The sequence below is a fragment of the Agromyces protaetiae genome (genome assembly GCF_030866785.1).
GTDB lineage: Bacteria > Actinomycetota > Actinomycetes > Actinomycetales > Microbacteriaceae > Agromyces > Agromyces silvae.
Genome location: NZ_CP133018.1, coordinates 1,831,083 through 1,851,845 on the forward strand (window position 1 = coordinate 1,831,083; position 20,763 = coordinate 1,851,845).

Sequence of the window (20,763 nt, forward strand, 5' to 3'; positions counted from 1 at the left end):
CGGCTGACCACCGGCCCCCGAGAGCACGGATACGCTCGAATCATGACCACTCCCACGCCGACCGAGGCTCCGCCCTCACGCGGCTTCCGCAGCACCGTCGACCGCTTCTTCGAGATCTCCGCCCGGGGTTCGTCGTTCGGTGCCGAAGTCCGCGGCGGTCTCGTGACGTTCGTCACGATGGCCTACATCGTCATCTTGAACCCGATCATCCTGTCGTCCGGCGTGGACGTGGACGGCGACCAGCTGGCGTTCGGCCAGGTGGCGGCCGTCACGGGGTTGACCGCGGGCGTCATGACGATCCTGTTCGGGCTCGTCGCCCGGCTGCCGTTCGGGTTCGCGGCCGGTCTCGGCATCAACTCGTTCCTCGCGGTCTCGGTCGTCGGCGAGGTGACCTGGCCCGAGGCGATGGGTCTGGTGGTCATCAACGGGCTCATCATCGTGCTGCTGGCCGCGACCGGCCTGCGCCGGCTCATCTTCAACGCGGTCCCCATCCAGCTGAAGCTGGCGATCACGGTCGGCATCGGCCTCTTCATCGCGTTCATCGGCTTCGTGAACGCCGGCTTCGTGACCTCGACCGGGCTCGGCTCGCCCCCCGTGGGGCTCGGCGCCGAGGGATCCATCGCGACGGTGCCCACGCTGGTGTTCATCGTGACCCTGCTCATCACGGGCATCCTCGTGGCGCGCAAGGTCAAGGGCGGAATCCTCATCGGCCTGCTGTCCGGCACCGTGCTCGCGATCGTCGTCGAGGCGATCTGGAACCTCGGTCCGTCCACCGACGACCCCAACGGCTGGGGCCTCTCGGTGCCCGATCTGCCCGCCCAGTGGGTGAGCCTGCCCGACCTCTCGCTCGTCGGCCAGGTGAGCTTCGGTTCGTTCGAGCGCATCGGCGTCCTCGCGGCGCTCATGCTCGTCTTCACGCTCGTGTTCACGAATTTCTTCGACGCCATGGGCACCATGACGGGGCTCTCGAAAGAGGCCGGTCTGGCGGATGCGAAGGGCGACTTCCCGCGGTTGCGTTCGGCGCTCATCGTCGAGGGTGTCGGCGCGGTGGCGGGCGGTGCGACGTCGGCGTCGTCGAACACGGTCTTCATCGAGTCGGGCGCCGGCATCGGCGAGGGTGCGCGCACGGGCTTCGCGAACCTCGTGACCGGTGTCCTGTTCCTCGCGGCGATGTTCGTGACGCCGCTGGTCTCGATCGTGCCGAGCGAGGTGGCGTCGGCGGCCCTCGTCATCGTGGGCGCGCTCATGATGAGCCAGATCGCGTCGATCGACTTCCGGGACTTCTCGGTGCTGCTGCCGGTGTTCCTCACGGTCACCGTCATGCCGCTGACCTATTCGATCGCGAACGGCATCGGGGCGGGGTTCGTCGGCTGGGTCATCGTGCGCGCCCTGTCGGGCAAAGCGCGTGAGATCAGCCCGCTGCTCTGGATCGTCGCGGCCGGCTTTCTGGTCTTCTTCGCGCGCGGGCCGATCGAGGCGCTCTTCGCCTGATCCGCCCATCATGAACGACGGATGCCTCGTGCCACGGCTGTGGCACGAGGCATCCGCCGTCTGGGGACCCAGCCGGGGTCAGACCGCCCCGGTGCCGCGCACCCGCGCGATGCCGTTCATGACGTGGAAGATCACGATGGCCGCGACGGTGCCGAGGGCGATGCCGTTGAACGAGATGCCGGCACCGACATCGAACGTGAAGTTCGCAATGCCGATGATGAGCGCGGTGGCTGCCGTGAACTGGTTGACCGGCTTCGTGAAGTCGACCCGGTTGTCGAGCCAGATCTTCACGCCGATGATGCCGATGAGGCCGTACAGCGCCGTGGTCACGCCGCCGAGCACTCCGGGCGGGATCGTGTTGATCACGGCGCCGAACTTCGGCGAGAGGCCGAGCAGCACGGCGATGAGGCCGGCGACCCAGTACGCCGCGGTCGAGTAGACGCGCGTCGCGGCCATGACGCCGATGTTCTCGCCGTAGGTCGTGGTGCCCGAGCCGCCGAAGAAGCCCGCGATCGTCGTGGCGAAGCCGTCAGCGAACAGTGCGCGGCCGGTCGACGCGTTGACCGCGGGATCGGTCATCTGGGCGACGCCGCGGATGTGTCCGACGTTCTCGGCGACGAGCACGAGCACGACGGGGAGGAACGCGGGCAGCAGGCCCCAGACCGCGGCGTCGGTGAAGGGGTTGGCCGGCAGGTGGAACGTGGGCAGGCCGATCCAGGCGGCCTCGCCGACCGCGGCGAAGTCCACCTCCTGCTGCAGGATCGCCGCGACGTAGCCGACCACCACGCCGACGAGGATCGACATCCGGCCGAGGAGCCCCCGGAAGAGCACCGAGCAGATCAGCACCGCGGCGAGCGTGATGGTCGCCGTGAGCGGCGCGAGCACGAAGTTGTCGCGCGCGGCCGGAGCCAGGTTGAACCCGATCAGCGCGACGATCGCACCGGCGACGACGGGCGGCATGAGCCAGTCGATCCAGCCCGTGCCCGCCCACTGCACGATGAGGCCGACGAGCGCGAGCAGCACGCCCACCGCGACGATGCCGAAGAGCGCCGCGCCCATCGGATCCTGGACCTGCGAGGCCGCGGTCGCGGCCGTGATCGGTGCGATGAACGCGAACGACGAGCCGAGGTAGCTCGGCACCCGGTTGCGGGTGATCGCGAGGAAGAGCAGCGTGCCGATGCCCGAGAAGAAGATGGTCGTCGCGGGCGGGAAGCCCGTCAGGATCGGCACCAGGAAGGTCGCACCGAACATGGCGACGACGTGCTGGGCGCCGAGCCCGATCGTGCGGGGCCAGGAGAGGCGCTCACCGGGGGCGACGACGGCGTCGGGCGCGACGGTGGCGCCGTCGCCGTGCACGGTCCAGGGCAGGGGCATTGCAGGGTCCGTTCGGAGGAGGGAGGTGTCGGGAGGTGGATCGATGCGATGGTATCGGGTCGGCAGGCTGCCGCCGCGCCGATCGGGGCCGCCGCGCCGATCGGGGCTGCCGCCGCGCCGATCGGGGGGATAGCCCCATGTCGAGTCGGCCCGAGGCTCCGTAGCGTGGAGACATCCACTCAGGAAGGAAGCATCACCATGAGCACCGCCACCGGGATCCCCGTCCAGCCCCTCGTCGAGACGAAAGGCTTCAGCATCGCCAGCCTGGTGCTGGGCGTGGTCTCGATCGTCGCCGGCTTCACCTTCGTCGTGCCGGTCGCCGGCCTCGTCCTCGGCATCCTCGCGCTGAAGCGCGAGCCGGCGTCGCGCACCATGGCGATCTGGGGCATCGTGCTGAACGCCCTGATGCTGGCCGGTGCCGTGCTGGTCACGTTCGCCGCGATCGCGTTCGGGCTCGCACTGCTGCCGTTCGCGTTCATCTGATCGTCGCTCGGCTGATCGTCGCTCGGCTGCTCGACACGCAGCGGAGTCGACGCCAGCGCCGGGCCGATCACGGGCCGGGACCGGATGCCGGTCCCGGCCCGCTCGGCTAGGCTCGGAGGCGAGCGGCGGCAACCCCGCCGGAAGAGATCCACCGAGCCGCGCGGCGATCCCGCCCGGCCTCATGGCAACGGAGCCCAATCGTGTCGATCCGCACCACGCACCCGTCCATCGAACGACGACTGGAGGCCAGTGTGCAGCAGCCGGCACCCGAGGTTCCGACCCGGACCGAGACCGACTCCCTCGGCTCGGTGGAGGTGCCGGCCGACGCATACTGGGGCGTGCATACGATGCGCGCGCTGGAGAACTTCCCGATCTCGAAGCGCCCGATCTCGGTCTATCCCGACCTCGTCGTCGCACTCGCGCAGGTGAAGCAGGCGGCGGCGCGCGCGAATCGCGAGGTGGGCGTGCTCGACGCCCAGAAGCAGGCCTGGATCGACGAGGCCTGCCAACGCATCATCGACGGCGAGCTGCACGACCAGTTCGTCGTCGGGGTCATCCAGGGCGGCGCCGGCACGTCGACGAACATGAACGCGAACGAGGTCATCGCGAACCTCGCACTCGAGATCGCCGGGTACGAGAAGGCGCGATACGACGTCATCCACCCGATCGACGACGTGAACCGCAGCCAGTCGACGAACGACACCTACCCGACGGCGATCAAGCTCGCGATGACGAGCTCGCTCACGACAATGCTGGCCGAGCTCGATCTGCTGCGCATCTCGTTCGGCCGAAAGGGCCGCGAGTTCCATGACGTGCTGAAGGTCGGCCGCACGCAGCTGCAGGACGCCGTGCCCATGACGCTCGGGCAGGAGTTCCACGGGTTCGCCACGACGCTCGGCGAGGACATCGCGCGACTGCGTGAGACCATCAAGCTGCTCTCCGAGGTGAACCTCGGGGCCACGGCGATCGGCACGGGCATCACGGCCGATCCGGGGTACGCGGCCGCGGCGATCCGGCACCTCGAGGAGATCACCGGGCTGCGGCTCGAGGCGGCGCCCGATCTCATCGAGGCCACGAGCGACACGGGCGTCTTCATGACGTTCTCGAGTGCGCTGAAGCGCAGCGCGATCAAGCTCTCGAAGATCTGCAACGACCTACGCCTGCTGTCCTCGGGTCCCCAGGCGGGCTTCGGCGAGATCAATCTGCCGCCCCGCCAGGCGGGTTCGAGCATCATGCCGGGCAAGGTCAACCCGGTCATCCCCGAGGCGGTCAGCCAGGTCGCCTACGCGGTCGCTGGGGCGGATGTCACGGTCATGATGGCGGCGGAGAACGGGCAGCTGCAGCTCAATGCCTTCGAGCCGGTCATCGCGCACTCGCTGCTGCAGTCGATCACGTGGATGCGCCAGGCGTGCTGGACCCTCCGGGTGAACTGCGTCGACGGCATCACCGCGAACGTCGAGCGCCTCGACGCGATGGTCGCGTCGAGCGTCGGCGTGATCACGGCGCTCATCCCGTTCATCGGCTACGCCGAGGCGTCGAAGCTCGCGAAGGCCGCACTGCTCACCGGCCGGCCCGTCGCGGACCTGGTCGTCGAGGCGGGGCTGATGACCCGGGCCGACGTCGAACGTCAGCTGCTGCCGGCGCGGCTGTCCGGGGTGGCGCCCATCACGCAGGCGGTGCCGGTGATCGAGCGTCAGGGCGAGCCGAGCGAATAGCGAGCGCAGGAGCCGCGTGACGCGGATGCTTCGTCACGAGGCATCCGGCCGAGGCATCCGGCCGAGGCATCCGCCCGAGGCATCCGCCCGAGTGACCGGTTCCCGCTAGACCACCCGGCAGTGGGTGGTGAGCGAGCCGATGCCCTCGATCGTGACCGTCACGGTCGCGCCGTCGTGCAGGAAGACCTGGGGCGATCGCGAGTACCCGGCGCCGCCGGGGCTCCCGGTCGAGATGAGCGTGCCGGGAGGGATGGTCGCCGAGCGCGAGAGGTAGGCGATGATCTCGGCGACGCCGCGCACCATCTCGTTCGTCGACGCGTCCTGGAGGATCCGCCCGTCGAGGTTGGTGGTGAGCCAGAGGTCTTGCGGGTCGGCGATCTCGTCGGCCGTGACGACGACGGGACCGGTCGGCGTGAAGCCGTCGAACGACTTGCAGCGCGACCACTGCGCCTCGCTGAACTGGATGTTCCGTGCCGTGATGTCGTTGACCACGGTGTAGCCCCAGACGTAGTCGAGCGCGTCGGCCACGGCGACGTCCCGTGCCGGCCGACCGATGATGACGCCGAGCTCGGCCTCGTAGTCGACCTCCTCGGAGAGGTCCTCCGGCCAGGCCGTGGTCTGCCCGTGGCCGGTGAGCGAGTTCGGCCAGAGCGAGAAGATCGTCATGGCCGACTCGGAGCGCAGCTTCAGCTCGCTCGAGTGGGCGGCGTAGTTCGCGCCGATGGCGAGCACCTGCGGCGGGCGCAGCACCGCTGAGGCGTGCCGCAGCTCGGTGAGTGGGACGAGCCCGTCGCGCTCGACGGTGCGCTCGACGGCGGCGCGTACGGCGTCGAGGGCCTCGGGGCCGCGTTCGATGAGGGCTTGGAGGTCGCGTGGCGCGTCGGCCATGGCCTCGTCGAGGAATGCGGCGGACTCGCCGATCACCACCGCGAGCCGGGGGACGGACTGGCCTTCGGCTCTCAGATGGGCGAATCTCACTCGTCCAGGCTAACCGGAGGCCGTCGTTCATGACGCCGACGCGGCGTACAGCGCGGGCATCGCGCCGCGACGCCGTGGCGAACCGGTCGCGCCGCCGTGTCCGCGGTCATCGTTCGGCCGCCGCGCGCCAGAGGTGCATCGAGGCGTAGCTGCGCCAGGGAGCCCAGCCGCGGCCTGCTTCGGCGAGGGCGGATGCCTCGCGCGGAAGTCCGAGTCGTTCGGCGCCGTTGCGCAGCGCGAGGTCGCTGACGAGCAGCACGTCGGGCGCCCGGGTCACCCGCATCGCGAGGTACCCGGCCGTCCACGGGCCGATGCCCGGGATCGCGAGGAGATCGGCGTGCAACTCGTCGCGGCTGCGTTCGGCGGCGACGACGAGCTCACCGGACGCGAGCCGGCCGGCGACGTCCACGATCGTGCGGATACGCGCGACGGGGCCGCGGAGCACGCGCTCGCCGTGGGCGGCGATCGCGTCGGCGGTGGGGAAGAGCAGCCGACCGGAGGTCCCGGCCGTCGGCTCGCCGAGCTCGGCGGTGAGCCGGGAGAGTGCCGTCCTGGCCGCGGCCACCGAGATCTGTTGGCCGACGAGCGCGCGGACGACGAGCTCGTGGGCATCGAGCGCTCCCGGAAGCCGGACTCCGGGGGTCGCCGCGACCGATGGCGCGAGCCGTGGGTCGGCACTGAGCGCCGCGTCGATCGCGACGGCGTCCGCATCGAGGTCGAAGAGCCGGCGCACCCGGGCGACGAGCGGGGGCAGGTCCGCGAGACTCGTGAGCTGCGCCTCGACCTCGACGCCGTCTCCGTCGTCGGCGATGGCGACGAGCGCCGGGCCGGTCGGCAGGCGCAGCGTGCGTTCGTAGCGCCGGGCGCCGGCGACCTCGACACGATCGACCGCGCGGGCGGCGAGCCAGGCGAAGACGCCGGCGGCGTCGAACGGCGGCCGGGCCGGCAGGCGGAGTCGCACGGTGCCCGGTTCGTGCGCGGCGTCGCCGGCGGCGGCGTGCGGGTCGTGATCGGCGGGGCGGCGCCCTCGGGCGGTGGCGCGGAGCTCGAGCGGGCTGCGTTCGTAGACGGCACGGATCGTGTCGTTGAACTGCCGGATGCTGCCGAACCCGGACGCGTACGCGACCTCGGAGGCCGGGAGCTCGGTCGCGGTGAGCAGGTTGCGCGCCACCTGGGCGCGGTGTGCGCGGGCGAGCGCGAGCGGCCCGGCGCCGAGCTCGGCCGTGAGGACCCGGGTCAGGTGCCGCGGGGTGTAGCCCAGGCGTGCCGCGAGCCCCGGAACGCCTTCGCGTTCGACGACGCCGTCGCCGATGAGTCGCATCGCACGCGCGGCGAGGTCGTCGCGCAGGTCCCAGTCAGGCGACCCCGGCACCGCATCGGGCAGGCAGCGCTTGCACGCCCTCAGTCCGGCCTCGTGGGCCGCAGCAGCCGTCAGGTAGAAGCTCACGTTGCGCGGTTTCGGGGCGACCGCCGGGCAGCTCGGCCGGCAATAGATGCCGGTCGAGTGCACGCCCGTGATGAACTGACCGTCGAAGCGCGCATCGCGCGCCTGCATGGCGCGGTAGCGCTCGGCGAAGACCGGGTCGTCGAGCGGATCGGCGGTCAGCTGGCGTGCGGGCATGGCCTCAGCCTCGCACGTCATCGCGACGTCGACCAGCGGAAATCGGACCTCGCCCGGACGCCTAAGCTGACCCCATGCCGAACGACGTCCTCGACCGGCTCCGCCGTGAGCTCGGAGCATCCGTCTCGACCGACCCGGCCGCGCTCCGCGCCGTCCGAGAGGACCGATCGGGGCTGATCAGCCCGGCGACCGCGATCGCGGTCGTGCACGCGGGCGCCGTCGACGACGTGCAGGCGACGCTTCGGCTCGCATCCGAGACCGGAACGCCGGTCGTGCCGCGGGGCGCGGGCACCGGACTCGCGGGCGGCGGCGTCGCGAGCGAGGGTGCGATCGTGCTCGACGTGTCGCGGATGAACCGGATCCTCGAGATCGACGAGGTGAACGAACTCGCCGTCGTCGAGCCAGGCGTGCTGAACGGCGACCTGAACGACGCCGTCCGGCCCCGCGGGCTCTGGTTCGCACCGGACCCGGCGAGCCGGGCCATCTCCTCGATCGGCGGCAACATCGCCACGAACGCGGGCGGGCTGTTGTGTGCGAAGTACGGCGTGACGCGTGAGGCGGTGCTGGGGCTCGCGGTCGTGCTCGCCGACGGCCGGCTGCTGCGCACGGGTCACCGTACGGTCAAGGGGGTCACGGGGTACGACCTCACGGCGCTGTTCACGGGGAGCGAGGGCACCCTCGGGGTGATCGTCGAGGCGACGGTCCGGCTGCGACCGATCACGCCCGGTGAGCCGGTGACGCTCGCGGCGGCGTTCACCGACGTCGAGGCTGCAGCGGCCGCCTGCGCGGGCGTCGCCGCGGCGCGCGTGCGACCCGCGATCCTCGAGCTCATCGATCCGGCGGGCGTCGCGCGCGTCGCCGAGTACCTCGGGCCGGAGGCGCTCGCGGGAACGCCGCCCGAGTCGCTCGCGGCGGGGGAGACCTTCGTGCTCGCGCAGGCCGACGGGGAGGGCGCGACCGCCGATGCGGAGCGGATCGCCGCGGTGTTCACCGCGGCCGGCGGACGGGTCACCAGGTCGACGGATGCCGCGACCGGCGAGCGGCTCCTCGCGATTCGCCGCTCGATGCACGCCGCCCTCGCCTCACGCGGCCAGGTGCTCATCGAAGACGTCGCGGTGCCGCGTTCGCGGCTGCCGGAGATGTTCCGCGTGATCGAGCAGATCGGCGCGCGCCACGGGCTCGAGATCCCGACGCTCGCACACGCCGGCGACGGCAACCTGCACCCGAACTTCGTGTTCGAGGGCGACGAGGTGCCCGCGCGCGTGTGGACGGCCGCCGACGAGCTGTTCCGAGCCGCCATGTCGCTCGGCGGCACGTTGACCGGCGAGCACGGGGTCGGCCTGCTCAAGCGGCGCTGGATGCGCGACGAGCTGGGCGACGCGCAGTGGGATCTGCAGCGCCAGCTGAAGCGGGTGTTCGATCCGGCCGGCATCCTGAACCCCGCGGTCATGTTCGAGCCGGTCCCGCCGACTGCGGCCGCGACGTCTCCGGTCGCGCCGGGCGCGACCGGTGCGGCCCCCGAGCACGGCGCTGCCGGATGAGCCGGGCCGGGGCGGGTCGCGGCCGGGTGGCCGTGTTCGCGGTGCTCGGCATCGCGCTGGGCGGTCTCGCGGCGTTGCTGGTCGTGGCGTATCTCGCGGTCGCACTCGGCGTGTCGACGGTGGCCGTGGGTTCGTTGCTCGCGCTCGTCCCGCTCGCCGCGGTGCTGTTCGCGATCGCGTGGGTGGACCGGTGGGAGCCGGAACCGCGCTGGGCGCTCTGGTTCGCGTTCCTGTGGGGTGCCGCGGTGTCTGTCGCGATCGCCCTGATCGTCGATCTCGGCGTGCAGCTCGCGATGTCGTCCGTCGCGCCGGGCGTCGCACCGGATGCGGCACTTCAGGCGGTCGTGCAGGCGCCCGTCGTCGAAGAGGTCGCGAAGGGCCTGGGCATCCTGCTGCTGTTCGCGTTCGCGCGGGCGCACTTCGACGGTCCGGTCGACGGCCTGGTGTACGCGGCGACCGTGGCTGCGGGGTTCGCGTTCACCGAGAACGTGCTGTACTTCGGTGCGGCGCTCGCCGAGGGCGGTGCCGGCGAGCTGGGCGCCACGTTCGTCGTGCGGGGGATCTTCTCGCCGTTCGCGCACGTGCTGTTCACGGCCTGCATCGGGATCGCGCTCGGGGTCGCGTCGCGGCGGGGCGCGTCGGTCGGCGTCGCAGGCTGGTTCGGGCTCGGGCTCGCGGCGGCGATCGCGCTCCATGCGCTGTGGAACGGCTCACTCGCGTTCTCGAGCGATGCCGTCATCCTGTACGTCACGGTGCAGGTGCCGATCTTCCTCGGCGCGATCCTGCTCGTCGTGTGGCTCCGCCGGCAGGAGATGCGGATCACGCGCGCGGCGCTCACCGAGTACGCGGCGGCCGGCTGGTTCCACGCCGCCGAGGTGGAGATGCTGTCGACGCCGCGCGGGCGGCGTGCTGCGCTGCGCTGGGCGCGCAGCGTGCGGCCGGTGCAGACCGTCGCGATGCGTCGCATGATCAGGGATGCCACGGACCTCGCGTTCGACCGGCATGCGGTCGTGACCGGCCGACAGCGACGGGCGGACGAATCCGCCCTGCTCGCGCGGATCTCGGCCGATCGGTCGGCGCTGTCGACGCGCTGATCCGCGGTGGGGACGTGTGCCCGGCTCGGATGCGCCCGGCTGGGATGTGGAATCACCCGGAACATGCGAAACTCGCCGCCCCCGGGGTGTGGCACTGCCGACAGCCGGCGGGGGGCGGCGAGTCCGTGGATTCCAGATTGCATGCCGTGCGTGCCGAGCGCAAGGCCCTGATGGACATCCGTCCTCGCGTGGACAGCGGCCGGGGCATCCGATTGGATGGAGGCATGACCGACACCAACAGCAAGCCCGAGATCGAAGCGCCCGAGGGGCCGGCACCCACTGAGCTCGTGATCGAGGACATCGTCGTGGGCGACGGCGCGGAGGCGTCCGCCGGTTCGACGGTCGACGTGCACTACCTCGGTGTGGAGTACGACTCCGGTGAGGAGTTCGACTCGTCGTGGAGTCGCGGGCAGTCCATCAACTTCCCGCTCGCGGCGCTCATCGCCGGCTGGCAGGAGGGCATTCCCGGGATGAAGGTCGGCGGCCGCCGCAAGCTGACGGTGCCGCCGAACAAGGCCTATGGCCCGGCCGGCGGCGGCCACCGCTTGAGCGGCCAGACGCTCATCTTCGTGATCGACCTGCGCGGCGTGAGCTGAGCGCGACCGTACGCAACAGGCGAGGCCGTCGGAGTGTTCCGGCGGCCTTCGCCATGTCCGGGGCAGCCCGGTTGTCCAGGGCAGCCCCGGTCAGTGCCGGGCCGGGTCAGTGCCGGGTCGGGTCAGTGTTCGGAGCCTGGGCGTGCGCGACGCGGCTCTGCCGCCTCACGGACCCGGTCGACGAGGTCACGCCACGGTCCCGTGAGCTGTCGCTCCTGCAGGGTGGCGTCGTGCGGTGCGCAGCGGATCCGGTAGACGTATCGATCGGGTTCGCCGGGCGCGGGCCGGGCCTCCCGCCAGGGGAGTCGCGAGATGAGGCCGACCCAGGCGTCGCGGTCGGGTTGGTCGTCGACGTCCACCTCCCACACGAGGAGGAGTCCGGCGAGCCCGCCCGATCTCGACACCGACAGCAGCATGTGCACGATGGTACGCCTGAGCTGCGCCCGGTGCTGCTCAGCGCTGCGCCGGCGTGACCCCGACGGTCGTCCAGGCGTTCGCGACCGCGCGGTGCTCGGCCGAGTCGTCACCGAAGAGCGCGCGGGCGACGCGCAGCGTCTCGCCGGCGAACTCGGCGAAGTCGGCCGTGGTCGCGAGTCGGCCGCTGGTCATGACGTCGTACCAGATGCGGCCGGTGTGCTCCCAGGCGAATCCGCCGAGCTCGCGGGACGCGAGCGCGAAGGCTCGGTTGGGGATGCCGGAGTTCAGGTGCACCCCGCCGTGGTCTTCGGAGGTCTCGACGTAGCGGCTCATGTGGTCGGGTTGCGGGTCGCGCCCGAGCAGGTCGTCGTCGTAGGCGGTGCCGGGTTCGAGCATCGATCGCAGGGCGCGGCCTTCGACGGCGTCGGTGAACACGCCTTCGCCGATGAGCCAGGTGGCGGCTTCGGCGTCTTGGCCGTTGGCGTACTGTTCGACGAGTGCGCCGAACACATCGGCGAGATGTTCGTTGAGCGCACCGGACTGGCCCTCGTACCGGAGCTGCGCGGTGTGCTCGATGACGCCGTGCGTGAGTTCGTGCCCCACGACGGAACGCGAATCGGCGAACCCCCGGAAGATCTCGCCGTCACCGTCGCCGAACACCATGCGCTCGCCGTCCCAGAACGCGTTGTCGTATCGCTCGCCGAAGTGCACGGTCGCTTCGAGCGGCCGGCCGGCGCCGTCGATCGAGTCGCGGCTGAACACGCGGGCGAACAGCTCGAACGTCTCGCCGAGCCCGTCGTAGGCCTCGTCGACGGCCGCATCACCGACGGGCGGCTGGCCCTCGCGCCGCACGAGGCGCCCGGGGAGCGTCTCGGTCTGTTCGGCGTCGGAGATGCGCCGGTCGGGCCGGGGTGCGGTGCCCGGTGCCGCGGCCGGCCGTTCATCGCGCGCTTCGCGCTCGGCGCGGAGGAATGGCGGCACCGTGGTCGTGGAACGCAGCTCACGGATGGGTTCGTCGCGCCGGAGCGAGCGCTGCGCGGCGTCGCTCGCGATGCGGTACTGCGGGTCATCGAGCGTGGCGAGTCGGCTCAGCAGGTAGGGCGGGACGATCCCCCGATGCATCCGTGTCATGCGTCGATGCTGTCATGCGCCGCCGACAGCGAGCGCAACCGCCCCGCACCGATTTGGCGGAACCCGGTCGGGCCAGCGAAGCTGGGGACGTGCCCACCGCGATCGAGTCGCCTCCAGCGGTGCGGACGCATCCGATCGGGCTGATTCCGGCGGGACTCGTCTGCGCCGCCGCCGTGCTGCTCTTCGGCCTCATGATCCCGCTCGCGGGATACGCGGTGCTCGCACTCGGGCTCGTCGGTGCATGGCTCACCGATCGCTCGGGGCGCACGAGCCGGCTGCTCGCCGACCTCGCGCTCATCGCGATCGGTCAGGTCATCATCTCGACCATCTCGCTCGAGGCCGACATCAGTTATCCGAACATGGCGCTCATGGGTGCGGTGCTCGGTCTCGCCGTCGCCGTGCCGTACGTGATCTCGCGGTTCGTGTACAAGGAGCACGTGATCCGGTTCCCGTGGCGCACGGGGCAGCGGTGGACGCGTGTGCAGTGGACGTATCTGCTGCTCGTGACCTTCCTCGGCTGGTTGATCCTGCCGTTCTACTTCATCAGCTCCGGGGTCTACACCAACTGGCCGACGGTGATCGCGCCGGATGAGATCGCGCGCCTCTTCGTCGGGGTCAACGCGGTCGGCACGTGGGATGAGCTGTTCTTCATCTGCACGGTCTTCGCGTTGCTGCGCCGGCATTTCCCGGACTGGCAGGCGAATCTGCTGCAGTCGGTGGTGTTCGTGTCGTTCCTGTGGGAGCTCGGCTACCAGTCGTGGGGCCCGCTGCTCACGATCCCGTTCGCCCTGATCCAGGGCTACACGTTCAAGCTCACCAAATCGCTCACGTACGTGCTCATCGTGCACCTCATCTTCGATGCGGTCGTGTTCGCGGTCATCGTCTACGCGCACAATGGCTGGCCCGCGATCTTCCCGTTCGCGCCGGCGTGAGCTCAGGCGAGACATTCGCCACTCGGGGTTTGCGCGCCAGGCAGCTCCCCGGCTTGTGCATCGTTTCGCGGGCCGGCCCCTCAAAAGGGTGCCGGCGGCCCGTGGGAGTTGATGAGGGATCGCCACTCCTCCTCGAGCGTGTCGCTCGGATCCGGCGGTATCGACGACGAGCGAGCCTTCGCTGCTGAGTTCGGCGGACCGACTCCGTCGCTCTCGTCCGTCGATGGCGGCGGGCCGATCGGCACGAACGGCCGCTCCGGGAGGGTGCGCAGCACATGACCCGCGGGGGAGGTCCACCGCATGATGCCGCCCGGCTCGTGCTCGACCCGCCAGCCGCTCTCGTGTTTGACGCGGTGATGATGCCGGCAGAGCGCCGCGAGATTCGACGCGTCGGTGCGGCCGCCGCGCTCCCACGCGACCGTGTGATCGAGATCGGCTCGCTCGGCGCGGCGCGTGCAGCCGGGGAATCGGCACTGTCCGTCGCGGACTCGCACGAACCCGGCGAGGTCGGCCGGCGCGCGGTAGGACTCGCGACCGTAGCTCAGGGCCGCGCCCGACTCGGGATGAACGAGGATGCGCCGCAACGAGGGTGCATGCCCCGCGAGGCGGCGAGCGGTCTCGGCGTCGATCGGGCCGTAACCCTCCAGCTCGGCGGGCTCATCGTCGAGGCCGAGCAGCGTGAGCGCCGGTACTGTCACGCTGATGCGGGGTTGCACGGCGCCCGTCGCACCCGCGCCGTCCCGGGTGCGCTCGTCGTCCGGAAGCACGCCACCGAGGAGGAGCTCGGCCGCGATGTCCGCCGCGCGCTGCGCTACAGTGCGTGGGTCGCTCGAGCGGTCTCGTGCCGCGATCGCTCCGACGCGGGCCTGGATCGCGACCGCACGCTCGGCCTCGACGAACAGGCTCAGCCACGCCATGCCGTCGGGAGCGGGGTCGACGCAGACCCGGCGCTCCTCGGCGGCACGGGCACGCCGCACCGTCAACGGCTCGGGGTGGAGTCGCTCGCGCAGTCGCCGCATGCGTCGCCGGACCTCGGCGTTCGTGGACACGACGCCCCGCTGCACCGCGGCCGCACCCGCCTCGACTGCGACCCGCTCGACGGCATCCGCGACCTCGACGGGCAGATCCTGCGTGAGCTCGAGCACCGACCGGACCTGCGCGAGCCCGAGCGTGCCCGCCTCGAGTGCGTCGAGCGTCGCGGTGCGCGGCCCGGTCAGCCGGTGGGCCTCGGTCACGAGCCGCGATGCGGATGCCTCGTGCTGGCCGAGCGTCGTCGCGAGCTCCGCGACGAACGACCGCGTCGACATGTCCCGCTCACGCGACGTGCTCGCCGGCGACACCCCGTCGAGCTCGTCCGCGAGCTCACGCGCACGCTGGATGCGACGGTACTGATCGGCCTGGATCTGCCGGATCATGCCGTCGAACGCCGAGATCGCCGCGAGCTCCCATTCCAGGGCAGTCGCAGGCTGCGTCTCGATCGCTGATTGCATACTGACATCCAACCAGCACCCACCGACATCCGTGATTCGAACCACCCTTGAGTGCGTATGCCTTCCCGCACTTCCATGTGCTGCTGGCCGCGAGAGCCCCGGACCTCGCGCCAGAGCTCCGCGGCCCTGCGATCCTCGCGCTCCGTGCCGACCGTCGGGACCTCGGCGCCTCGCTCATCGTGGCATCCGAGGTGCGCGCCGCGCTCGGCGCCGCCTGAGGCACCCGGCGTCACGGCGTATCGCGCGCGGCGCGTCAGCGCTCGACCGCCGCCCCGTGCTCGGCGAGCCAGTCCAGCAGCACCACGGCGTGGTTCACGCGTTCGTCGTGCGCGCCGAACAGCAGCGTCACGCGGTCGTGCGCTGTGCCGAGCTTCAGCAGTGCCGAGGGCGCCCCGTGCGCATCGCGCTCGGCTTCGTCGAGCTCGGCGCGGTAGCGCGCCGCGAACTCGTCGAACCGCTCCCGGTGGTGATGCCACTCGCTGCGTAGCTCTGGTGAGGGCGCGACCTCCTTCGCCCATTCGTCGAGGGCCGCACGCGCCTTGCTGACGCCTCGAGGCCACAGTCGGTCGACGAGCACGCGGTAGCCGTCCGCCGCCACGGCCGGGTCGTACACCCGCTTGATCACGAAGCCCACGCGCTCAGTCTGCACCCTGCGACGACGCCAGGGCGAGCACGCCATCATCCGCCCGCCGGAGAACGGAGGGTGATATCCGTCGCGCGGGGGAGGTGCCGGCCTGTTCGCCCCTGGTCGACTGGAGCCATGTCCGAGACACACGCCCCCGCCCCGCAGACCGTGCTGCCGCCGGACCCCGCCGTCCGCAGGCGCGAGCGGGCCGACGCCCATCGAGTGAAGAACACCGAGCGCGGGCCGATCTTCCCCGCCACGGTTCCCTGGCTCGCCGTCGTCGTCTTCGTCGTCATCTCGATCGGCGGCGCCTGGCTCGTCGCACTGCCGCTGTGGACGTCGGGCGAGGGGCTGATGCATCCGCTGTTCACGCTCATCGCGCTCGCGATGATGTACACACCCGCGCTCGCGACCCTCGTCGTCGTGCTCTGGGTGCGACGCCCCGCCAACATCCCGCGCTATCTCGGACTCACGCCCATGCGGCCGGCCGGCCGCACCTGGCTCTTCATCGCGATCGGCGCGGTGGGGTTCTGGGTGCTGGCCTACGCCTCGATGCTGCTCGGCCAGGCCATGGGCCTCATCCGCCTCGACCTGTCCGGCGTGAGTGCCATCACCGCGACGATCGAGGCGACGGGCGGCCAGGCGGCGGCGATGGACGTCTCCGTCATCGTCGCGGTCAACCTCGCCACCCTTCCGCTCATCACCATCGTGAACAGCGTCGCCGCGTTCGGCGAGGAGATCGGATGGCGCGGCTGGCTGCTGCCCTCGCTCCGACCGCTCGGCACCATGCCCGCCCTGCTCATCTCCGGGGTGATCTGGGGTGTCTGGCATGCCCCGCTCATCCTGCTCGGCTACAACTACCAGCGCACCGACCTCGCGGGCGTCGGCTTCATGGTCGTCTTCTGTGTGCTCGTCGGCATCCTGATCGGCTGGCTGCGGCTGCGCAGCGCCTCCGTCTGGCCGGCGGTCATCGCGCATGGGGCGCTCAACACCGCGGTCTCGGCGTTCCTCATCTTCGTCGATGTCCGCGACCTGCCGGCGGGGCCATGGGGGAGCCTGCTCGGCTGGCCCGGCTGGATCCTGCTCGCGCTCGCCGCCGTCGTGCTGCTGGTCACCGGTCAGTTCCGGAAGCAGCCAGAGCCGGGGCTGACCCTCGCCGAAGCGGCACAGCGCGCACCGGGTGCGCCGGGCGCGCCGGGCGAGCACACCGCACCGCACGGTCGAGCCTGACGCTGACGGATGCGGCGCCCCGCCGCTCCGGATAGGGTCGGGCCATGGTCCCCGATCGCATGCGCGCGGTCATCCAGACCGGCTACGGCCAGCCCGAGCAGGTGCTGCGCCTCGCGCGCGGCCCGGTGCCGGTGCCGCGACGCGATCAGGTGCTGATCCGGGTCGATGCGGTGTCGATCAACTCCTGGGACGTCGACCTCGTCACCGGTCCCATGATCACGCGCATCACCGCGCCGTTCCGCACGCGGCAGCGCGTCATCGGGTCGGATGTCGCGGGCGAGGTCGTCGCCGCCGGCGAGGATGCCGCGCGATTCAGCGTCGGCGACCGGGTCGTGGGGGACCTGTCGGTGAGCGGATGGGGCGGCTTCGCCGAGTACGCGACGGCCCGTGAGCGGGCGCTCACGCCGGTGCCCGACGGCGTCGGCGACGTGGCGGCGTGCGCGCTGCCGCAGGCCGGCAGCATGGCGCTCCAGTCGCTCGGCGACCGGTCCGTGCTCGACGGGCGCCGCGTCCTCATTGTCGGAGCCGGCGGCGGCGTCGGCACGTTCGCCATCCAGCTCGCACGCGCGGCGGGCGCCCACGTCACGGTCGTCGATTGGGCTCCCAAGCTCGCGGCGCTCCGGCGCCTCGGCGCCGACGAGGCGATCGAGGCCGGCCGCCTGGCCGAGGTGTCGCATCCGAGCTTCGACCGCGTCGTCGACGTCGTGGGCGCACTGGCCCCGGCGGCGGCGCGTGGACTGTTGGCCCCCGGCGGCGAGGCCGTCGTGGTCGGCGGCCGACCAGGGTTGCTCCTGCGGATCGTGTTCGGCGGCCTCCGCGGCGCCGATCGGCAGGGGCGCCGCGTGCGTCTGCTCATCGCCCGCCCGAACCGCGACGTGGCCGAGCTGCTCTCGCTCGTGGCATCCGGAGCGCTCCGCCCCGTGATCGACGGACCGCACCCACTGACCGACGTGCCCTACGAGGTCGAGCGGCTCCGCGCGGGCGCGGTGACCGGCAAGGTCGTCATCGTCCCGGCGTGAGCCGGCACCGCGGGAGAGGCACACCCTCGCGCTCTGCTAGACTCTTGAGGTTGCCGTGAACCGGCCGCGCATCAAGAGAGCCCAGGCATCAGGCCACGGGCAGCGCGCAACGAAGAGAAAGGGGATCCCTCTATGGCACTGGATGCAGATACCAAGAAGGCGATCATCGAAGAGTACGCGACGCACCCCGGTGACACCGGGTCCCCCGAGGTCCAGATCGCGATTCTCACGAAGCGCATCAAGGATCTCACCGAGCACCTGAAGGAGCACAAGCACGACCACCACTCGCGTCGTGGCCTGCTGCTCCTCGTGGGTCAGCGTCGTCGTCTGCTCGGCTACCTCGCCGACGTCGACATCACGCGCTACCGCTCGCTGATCGAGCGTCTCGGGCTGCGCCGCTGAGCGGACTGTCCTGCGGCTCTCGATGACACCGCGAACTTCTTCGGAACGGGCCGTCACCTTCGGGTGGCGGCCCGTTTCGCGTGCGGGGCCGGGCGCTGATCGCGGCCCCTGGGAAGTCAACCCGTTGGCGACCTGGCGCTCGCTTCCTAGCGTGGAACGCGTACTGACCGCGACGGAAGGAGCACCATCACCATGGCCGAACGACTGGACGGCAAGCGCGTCGCATTCCTGCTGACCGACGGCGTCGAGCAGGTCGAGTTCACCGATCCCTGGAACGCCCTCACGCGGGCCGGGGCCGAAGTCACGCTCGTCTCACCCACCGAGGGCACCGTGCTCGGCATGCACGGTGACGACAAGGCCGACACCTTCGACGTCGACCGCGCGGTCGCGACCGCATCCGCGTCGGACTACGACGCGCTCGTGCTGCCGGGCGGCGTCGTGAACGCCGACCACCTCCGCATGGACGCGGACGCCGTGCGCTTCGTGCGCGAGTTCTTCGAACAGCACAAGCCGGTCTCCGCGATCTGTCACGCCCCGTGGATCCTCGCCGAGGCGGGCGTCGCGCGCGGCCGCAGCCTCACGTCCTACCCGAGCCTGAAGACCGACCTCGTGAACGCCGGCGCCGACTGGAGCGACGAGGAGGTCGTCGTCGACCAGGGGCTCGTCACGAGCCGCAATCCCGACGATCTGCCCGCGTTCATCGACAAGACCATCGAAGAGATCGCGGAGGGCGAGCACGCGGGCCAGACGGCCTGAGCTGCCAGACCGGGCTGGGCTGTCAGGCGGCCTGGGCTGTCGGACGGCCTGGGGCTGTCAGACGGCCTGAGTTCTCAGACGGCCTGGGCTTGTCAGACGGCCTGAGCCGAACAGGCCGGCCCGGTCGGTGGATCCGACCTGAACACGAGCGGATGTCCCGGTGGGGCATCCGCTCGTCGTGTGTCGTCGCCCGTGGCCGGGGCGTGGTGGCGCGAGGTCAGTCCGCGGCCCGCGCACGGTGCGCGCGCGCCGCCATGCGGTTGCCGCATCGGGTGCTGCAGAAGCGCCGTGACGCGTTCTTGGACAGGTCGAGGTAGATCCCGGAGCAGTCGTCGGCCGCGCAGGTCTGCAGGCGATCCATCTGGTCGGCACGGATGACGTCGACGAGGGCCATTGCCGCCTCCACCAGGATGCGCTGGGCGAGCGGCGCATCCAGCGACGTCGCATGGACATGCCAGTCGAGGACGTCGTGGCGGACGAGCCGGGGAAGCGCGTTCGCCTCGGCGAGGATCGCATTGACCTCGACGACGGCCTCGTCGCGTCCGAGCGACCACAGGTCACGCAGTCGGACGCGCGCGTCGCGGACCTCGCCGAGTTCGCGGCGGTCGCCGTCGCGCCGGCCCGAGTAGCCCCATTCGTCGAGGATGTCGCGCAGTTGCGCGGTCGACGCGAGCTCGTCGTCGCCGGATTCCGACGCCTCGGGGACCGTGTCGGCGAGGGCTGCGACGAAGGCGAGCGCCGACACGGTGTCATCGGTGAAAATCATTTGACTCCTGACATCTCCATCGAGTACCGTCACGAGCATAACGGTGTTCGCTCATGACGCCGCGGATCGTGGCCATCGAGATGTGGCGTGGGGCGGAGCCCCGGGATACAGGGGAGGGCGCGGCATGCGGGGAGTGCGTGGCATGGCGGGCATCGCCCTGGGGCTCGCGAGCGGGCTGGCCTTCGGTGCGGGCGGCGCGGTCGTGAAACCGCTGCTCGAGGCCGGGTGGACGCCCGGCGCCGCGGTGTTCGCGCGCATCGCGACCGCGGCGCTGGTGGTCGCCGTCCCGGCGCTCTGGGTGTTGCGCTTCGACCTGCGGCTGCTGTGGCGCGCGCGATGGACCGTCCTCGCCTATGCCCTGATCGCGATCGCCGGGACCCAGGTCGCCTTCTACGCCGCGATCGCCACGATCCCCGTGAGCACCGCGCTGCTCATCGAATATCTCGCACCCGTCGCGCTCGTGCTCGCGGCCTGGGCGCGGCGGCGGCACGCGCCGCAGCTGGTCGTGCTCGCCGGCTCCGCCCTCGCGATCACCGGGCTCGTGCTCGTGATCGGTCCCGGCGGTGGCGCGCTCGACCCGGCCGGTCTGATCTTCGCCGGCATCGCGATGCTCGGCGTCTGCGTCTACTACGTCATGGGGGAGCGGGCGGATGCCTCGCTGCCGCCGATGGCGCTCGCAGGTGCCGGGTTCGTCATCGGCGCGCTCGCGCTCGGCGCCGTCGGTCTCACCGGCCTCGTCCCGTTCGCGGCCGTGTTCACCGATGTGGCGTTCTTCGGAGCCGTGGCACCGTGGTGGGTCCCGGTGCTCACGGTGGGCGTGGTCTCGACCGCGTTCGCGTACGTCGCCGGCATCACCGCGATCCGGATGCTCGGCACCAGGCTGGCGTCGTTCCTCGGGCTGAGCGAGGTCGTCTTCGCGGCCATCGTGGCCTGGCTGGTCCTCGGCGAGGCGATCGGGCCCGTGCAGGTTCTCGGCGGGCTCGCGATCCTCGCGGGCATCGTGCTCGTGCGGCTCGAGAAGCCCGCGAGCGATCCGGCCGCTCGCGCCCTCGACATCGACGTCGTGCCGGTCCCGCCCACGCCGGCGCCGCGCGCGTAGCAC

At 71.3% G+C, this 20,763-nt stretch carries 21 protein-coding genes; 13 read left to right on the plus strand and 8 right to left on the minus strand.

The annotated features are described in order from the left end of the window. Nucleotides 1–42 precede the first annotated feature (42 nt). Nucleotides 43–1,491, plus strand: a complete 1,449-nt coding sequence (locus tag QU602_RS08425; RefSeq protein WP_308799821.1) for an NCS2 family permease — start codon at nt 43–45, stop codon at nt 1,489–1,491. A 78-nt stretch (nt 1,492–1,569) separates the two neighbouring features. Here the strand turns inward: QU602_RS08425 and QU602_RS08430 are convergent, their stop codons facing one another. Continuing rightward, complete coding sequence (locus QU602_RS08430; protein ID WP_308799822.1) at nt 1,570–2,865, minus strand: uracil-xanthine permease family protein; 1,296 nt, start codon at nt 2,863–2,865, stop codon at nt 1,570–1,572. Nucleotides 2,866–3,063: 198 nt separating this feature from the next. Here QU602_RS08430 and QU602_RS08435 point away from each other — a divergent pair, with 198 nt between their 5' ends. After that, the gene (locus tag QU602_RS08435) at nt 3,064–3,348 is read left to right on the plus strand and encodes a hypothetical protein (protein ID WP_308799823.1); all 285 of its coding nucleotides are present in this window, start codon (nt 3,064–3,066) and stop codon (nt 3,346–3,348) included. Nucleotides 3,349–3,599: 251 nt separating this feature from the next. Further along, nucleotides 3,600–5,063 (plus strand): aspartate ammonia-lyase, encoded by a 1,464-nt coding sequence (locus QU602_RS08440; RefSeq protein WP_308800128.1) that lies wholly within the window; start codon nt 3,600–3,602, stop codon nt 5,061–5,063. A 105-nt stretch (nt 5,064–5,168) separates the two neighbouring features. Here the strand turns inward: QU602_RS08440 and QU602_RS08445 are convergent, their stop codons facing one another. Together QU602_RS08445 and QU602_RS08450 are read right to left on the minus strand one after the other, a co-directional pair. Continuing rightward, the gene (locus QU602_RS08445) at nt 5,169–6,041 is read right to left on the minus strand and encodes a fumarylacetoacetate hydrolase family protein (RefSeq protein ID WP_308799825.1); all 873 of its coding nucleotides are present in this window, start codon (nt 6,039–6,041) and stop codon (nt 5,169–5,171) included. Between the two features lie 106 nt (nt 6,042–6,147). After that, entirely contained in the window at nt 6,148–7,662 is a 1,515-nt protein-coding gene (locus tag QU602_RS08450; RefSeq protein ID WP_308799826.1) for an AlkA N-terminal domain-containing protein, read from the minus strand. Between the two features lie 74 nt (nt 7,663–7,736). Here QU602_RS08450 and QU602_RS08455 point away from each other — a divergent pair, with 74 nt between their 5' ends. The 3 genes from QU602_RS08455 to QU602_RS08465 all read left to right on the plus strand — a co-directional run bounded on the left by QU602_RS08455 (nt 7,737) and on the right by QU602_RS08465 (nt 10,893). Continuing rightward, the gene (locus QU602_RS08455) at nt 7,737–9,203 is read left to right on the plus strand and encodes an FAD-binding oxidoreductase (protein WP_308799827.1); all 1,467 of its coding nucleotides are present in this window, start codon (nt 7,737–7,739) and stop codon (nt 9,201–9,203) included. Next, a complete protein-coding gene (locus tag QU602_RS08460) occupies nt 9,200–10,297 on the plus strand; it encodes a PrsW family intramembrane metalloprotease (protein ID WP_308799828.1) in 1,098 nt (365 codons plus the stop codon). The genes QU602_RS08455 and QU602_RS08460 overlap by 4 nt, the downstream gene beginning before the upstream one ends. Before the next feature lie 224 nt (nt 10,298–10,521). Next, a complete protein-coding gene (locus tag QU602_RS08465) occupies nt 10,522–10,893 on the plus strand; it encodes an FKBP-type peptidyl-prolyl cis-trans isomerase (protein ID WP_308799829.1) in 372 nt (123 codons plus the stop codon). 122 nt (nt 10,894–11,015) lie between these two features. Here the strand turns inward: QU602_RS08465 and QU602_RS08470 are convergent, their stop codons facing one another. Both QU602_RS08470 and QU602_RS08475 read right to left on the minus strand, forming a co-directional pair. After that, nucleotides 11,016–11,309, minus strand: a complete 294-nt coding sequence (locus tag QU602_RS08470; RefSeq protein WP_308799830.1) for a protealysin inhibitor emfourin — start codon at nt 11,307–11,309, stop codon at nt 11,016–11,018. 37 nt (nt 11,310–11,346) lie between these two features. Continuing rightward, a complete protein-coding gene (locus QU602_RS08475) occupies nt 11,347–12,441 on the minus strand; it encodes a M4 family metallopeptidase (RefSeq protein WP_308799831.1) in 1,095 nt (364 codons plus the stop codon). Nucleotides 12,442–12,530: 89 nt separating this feature from the next. Here QU602_RS08475 and QU602_RS08480 point away from each other — a divergent pair, with 89 nt between their 5' ends. After that, complete coding sequence (locus tag QU602_RS08480) at nt 12,531–13,373, plus strand: CPBP family glutamic-type intramembrane protease (RefSeq protein ID WP_308799832.1); 843 nt, start codon at nt 12,531–12,533, stop codon at nt 13,371–13,373. Nucleotides 13,374–13,453: 80 nt separating this feature from the next. Here the strand turns inward: QU602_RS08480 and QU602_RS08485 are convergent, their stop codons facing one another. Next, nucleotides 13,454–14,863, minus strand: coding sequence for an HNH endonuclease signature motif containing protein (locus QU602_RS08485; protein WP_308799833.1), 1,410 nt, complete (start codon nt 14,861–14,863; stop codon nt 13,454–13,456). A gap of 47 nt (nt 14,864–14,910) precedes the next feature. Between QU602_RS08485 and QU602_RS08490 the strand changes: the two genes are divergently transcribed. After that, a complete protein-coding gene (locus QU602_RS08490; protein WP_308799834.1) occupies nt 14,911–15,081 on the plus strand; it encodes a hypothetical protein in 171 nt (56 codons plus the stop codon). A gap of 35 nt (nt 15,082–15,116) precedes the next feature. On the opposite strand, the gene QU602_RS08495 is transcribed toward QU602_RS08490, so the two are convergent. Beyond that, the gene (locus tag QU602_RS08495; protein WP_308799836.1) at nt 15,117–15,497 is read right to left on the minus strand and encodes a DUF488 domain-containing protein; all 381 of its coding nucleotides are present in this window, start codon (nt 15,495–15,497) and stop codon (nt 15,117–15,119) included. Nucleotides 15,498–15,623: 126 nt separating this feature from the next. Between QU602_RS08495 and QU602_RS08500 the strand changes: the two genes are divergently transcribed. From QU602_RS08500 to QU602_RS08515, 4 genes are all read left to right on the plus strand, one after another. After that, nucleotides 15,624–16,718, plus strand: a complete 1,095-nt coding sequence (locus tag QU602_RS08500; protein WP_308799837.1) for a CPBP family intramembrane glutamic endopeptidase — start codon at nt 15,624–15,626, stop codon at nt 16,716–16,718. A gap of 44 nt (nt 16,719–16,762) precedes the next feature. After that, entirely contained in the window at nt 16,763–17,737 is a 975-nt protein-coding gene (locus QU602_RS08505; RefSeq protein WP_308799838.1) for an NAD(P)-dependent alcohol dehydrogenase, read from the plus strand. Nucleotides 17,738–17,869: 132 nt separating this feature from the next. Further along, the gene (gene rpsO, locus QU602_RS08510; protein WP_308799839.1) at nt 17,870–18,139 is read left to right on the plus strand and encodes a 30S ribosomal protein S15; all 270 of its coding nucleotides are present in this window, start codon (nt 17,870–17,872) and stop codon (nt 18,137–18,139) included. Nucleotides 18,140–18,331: 192 nt separating this feature from the next. After that, nucleotides 18,332–18,895 carry a type 1 glutamine amidotransferase domain-containing protein gene (locus QU602_RS08515; RefSeq protein ID WP_308799840.1) on the plus strand — a complete coding sequence of 188 codons (564 nt, stop codon included), beginning with the start codon at nt 18,332–18,334 and terminating at the stop codon, nt 18,893–18,895. Between the two features lie 217 nt (nt 18,896–19,112). Here the strand turns inward: QU602_RS08515 and QU602_RS08520 are convergent, their stop codons facing one another. Beyond that, complete coding sequence (locus tag QU602_RS08520; protein WP_308799841.1) at nt 19,113–19,661, minus strand: CGNR zinc finger domain-containing protein; 549 nt, start codon at nt 19,659–19,661, stop codon at nt 19,113–19,115. Between the two features lie 142 nt (nt 19,662–19,803). On the opposite strand from QU602_RS08520, the gene QU602_RS08525 reads away from it, so the two are divergent. Next, nucleotides 19,804–20,760: an EamA family transporter gene (locus QU602_RS08525; protein ID WP_308799843.1), complete on the plus strand. Its 957-nt coding sequence runs from the start codon at nt 19,804–19,806 to the stop codon at nt 20,758–20,760. Nucleotides 20,761–20,763: the final 3 nt, after the last annotated feature.

Excerpts from the sequence above, each read along its gene's own strand:
- QU602_RS08425 (WP_308799821.1), top strand. The coding sequence starts at position 43 with ATGACCACTCCCACGCCGACCGAGGCTCCGCCCTCACGCGGCTTCCGC.
- QU602_RS08430 (WP_308799822.1), bottom strand. The coding sequence starts at position 2,865 with ATGCCCCTGCCCTGGACCGTGCACGGCGACGGCGCCACCGTCGCGCCC.
- QU602_RS08435 (WP_308799823.1), top strand. The coding sequence starts at position 3,064 with ATGAGCACCGCCACCGGGATCCCCGTCCAGCCCCTCGTCGAGACGAAA.
- QU602_RS08450 (WP_308799826.1), bottom strand. The coding sequence starts at position 7,662 with ATGCCCGCACGCCAGCTGACCGCCGATCCGCTCGACGACCCGGTCTTC.
- QU602_RS08455 (WP_308799827.1), top strand. The coding sequence starts at position 7,737 with ATGCCGAACGACGTCCTCGACCGGCTCCGCCGTGAGCTCGGAGCATCC.
- QU602_RS08460 (WP_308799828.1), top strand. The coding sequence starts at position 9,200 with ATGAGCCGGGCCGGGGCGGGTCGCGGCCGGGTGGCCGTGTTCGCGGTG.
- QU602_RS08465 (WP_308799829.1), top strand. The coding sequence starts at position 10,522 with ATGACCGACACCAACAGCAAGCCCGAGATCGAAGCGCCCGAGGGGCCG.
- QU602_RS08470 (WP_308799830.1), bottom strand. The coding sequence starts at position 11,309 with ATGCTGCTGTCGGTGTCGAGATCGGGCGGGCTCGCCGGACTCCTCCTC.
- QU602_RS08475 (WP_308799831.1), bottom strand. The coding sequence starts at position 12,441 with ATGACACGGATGCATCGGGGGATCGTCCCGCCCTACCTGCTGAGCCGA.
- QU602_RS08485 (WP_308799833.1), bottom strand. The coding sequence starts at position 14,863 with ATGCAATCAGCGATCGAGACGCAGCCTGCGACTGCCCTGGAATGGGAG.
- QU602_RS08500 (WP_308799837.1), top strand. The coding sequence starts at position 15,624 with ATGTCCGAGACACACGCCCCCGCCCCGCAGACCGTGCTGCCGCCGGAC.
- QU602_RS08505 (WP_308799838.1), top strand. The coding sequence starts at position 16,763 with ATGGTCCCCGATCGCATGCGCGCGGTCATCCAGACCGGCTACGGCCAG.
- rpsO (WP_308799839.1), top strand. The coding sequence starts at position 17,870 with ATGGCACTGGATGCAGATACCAAGAAGGCGATCATCGAAGAGTACGCG.
- QU602_RS08515 (WP_308799840.1), top strand. The coding sequence starts at position 18,332 with ATGGCCGAACGACTGGACGGCAAGCGCGTCGCATTCCTGCTGACCGAC.
- QU602_RS08520 (WP_308799841.1), bottom strand. The coding sequence starts at position 19,661 with ATGATTTTCACCGATGACACCGTGTCGGCGCTCGCCTTCGTCGCAGCC.
- QU602_RS08525 (WP_308799843.1), top strand. The coding sequence starts at position 19,804 with ATGGCGGGCATCGCCCTGGGGCTCGCGAGCGGGCTGGCCTTCGGTGCG.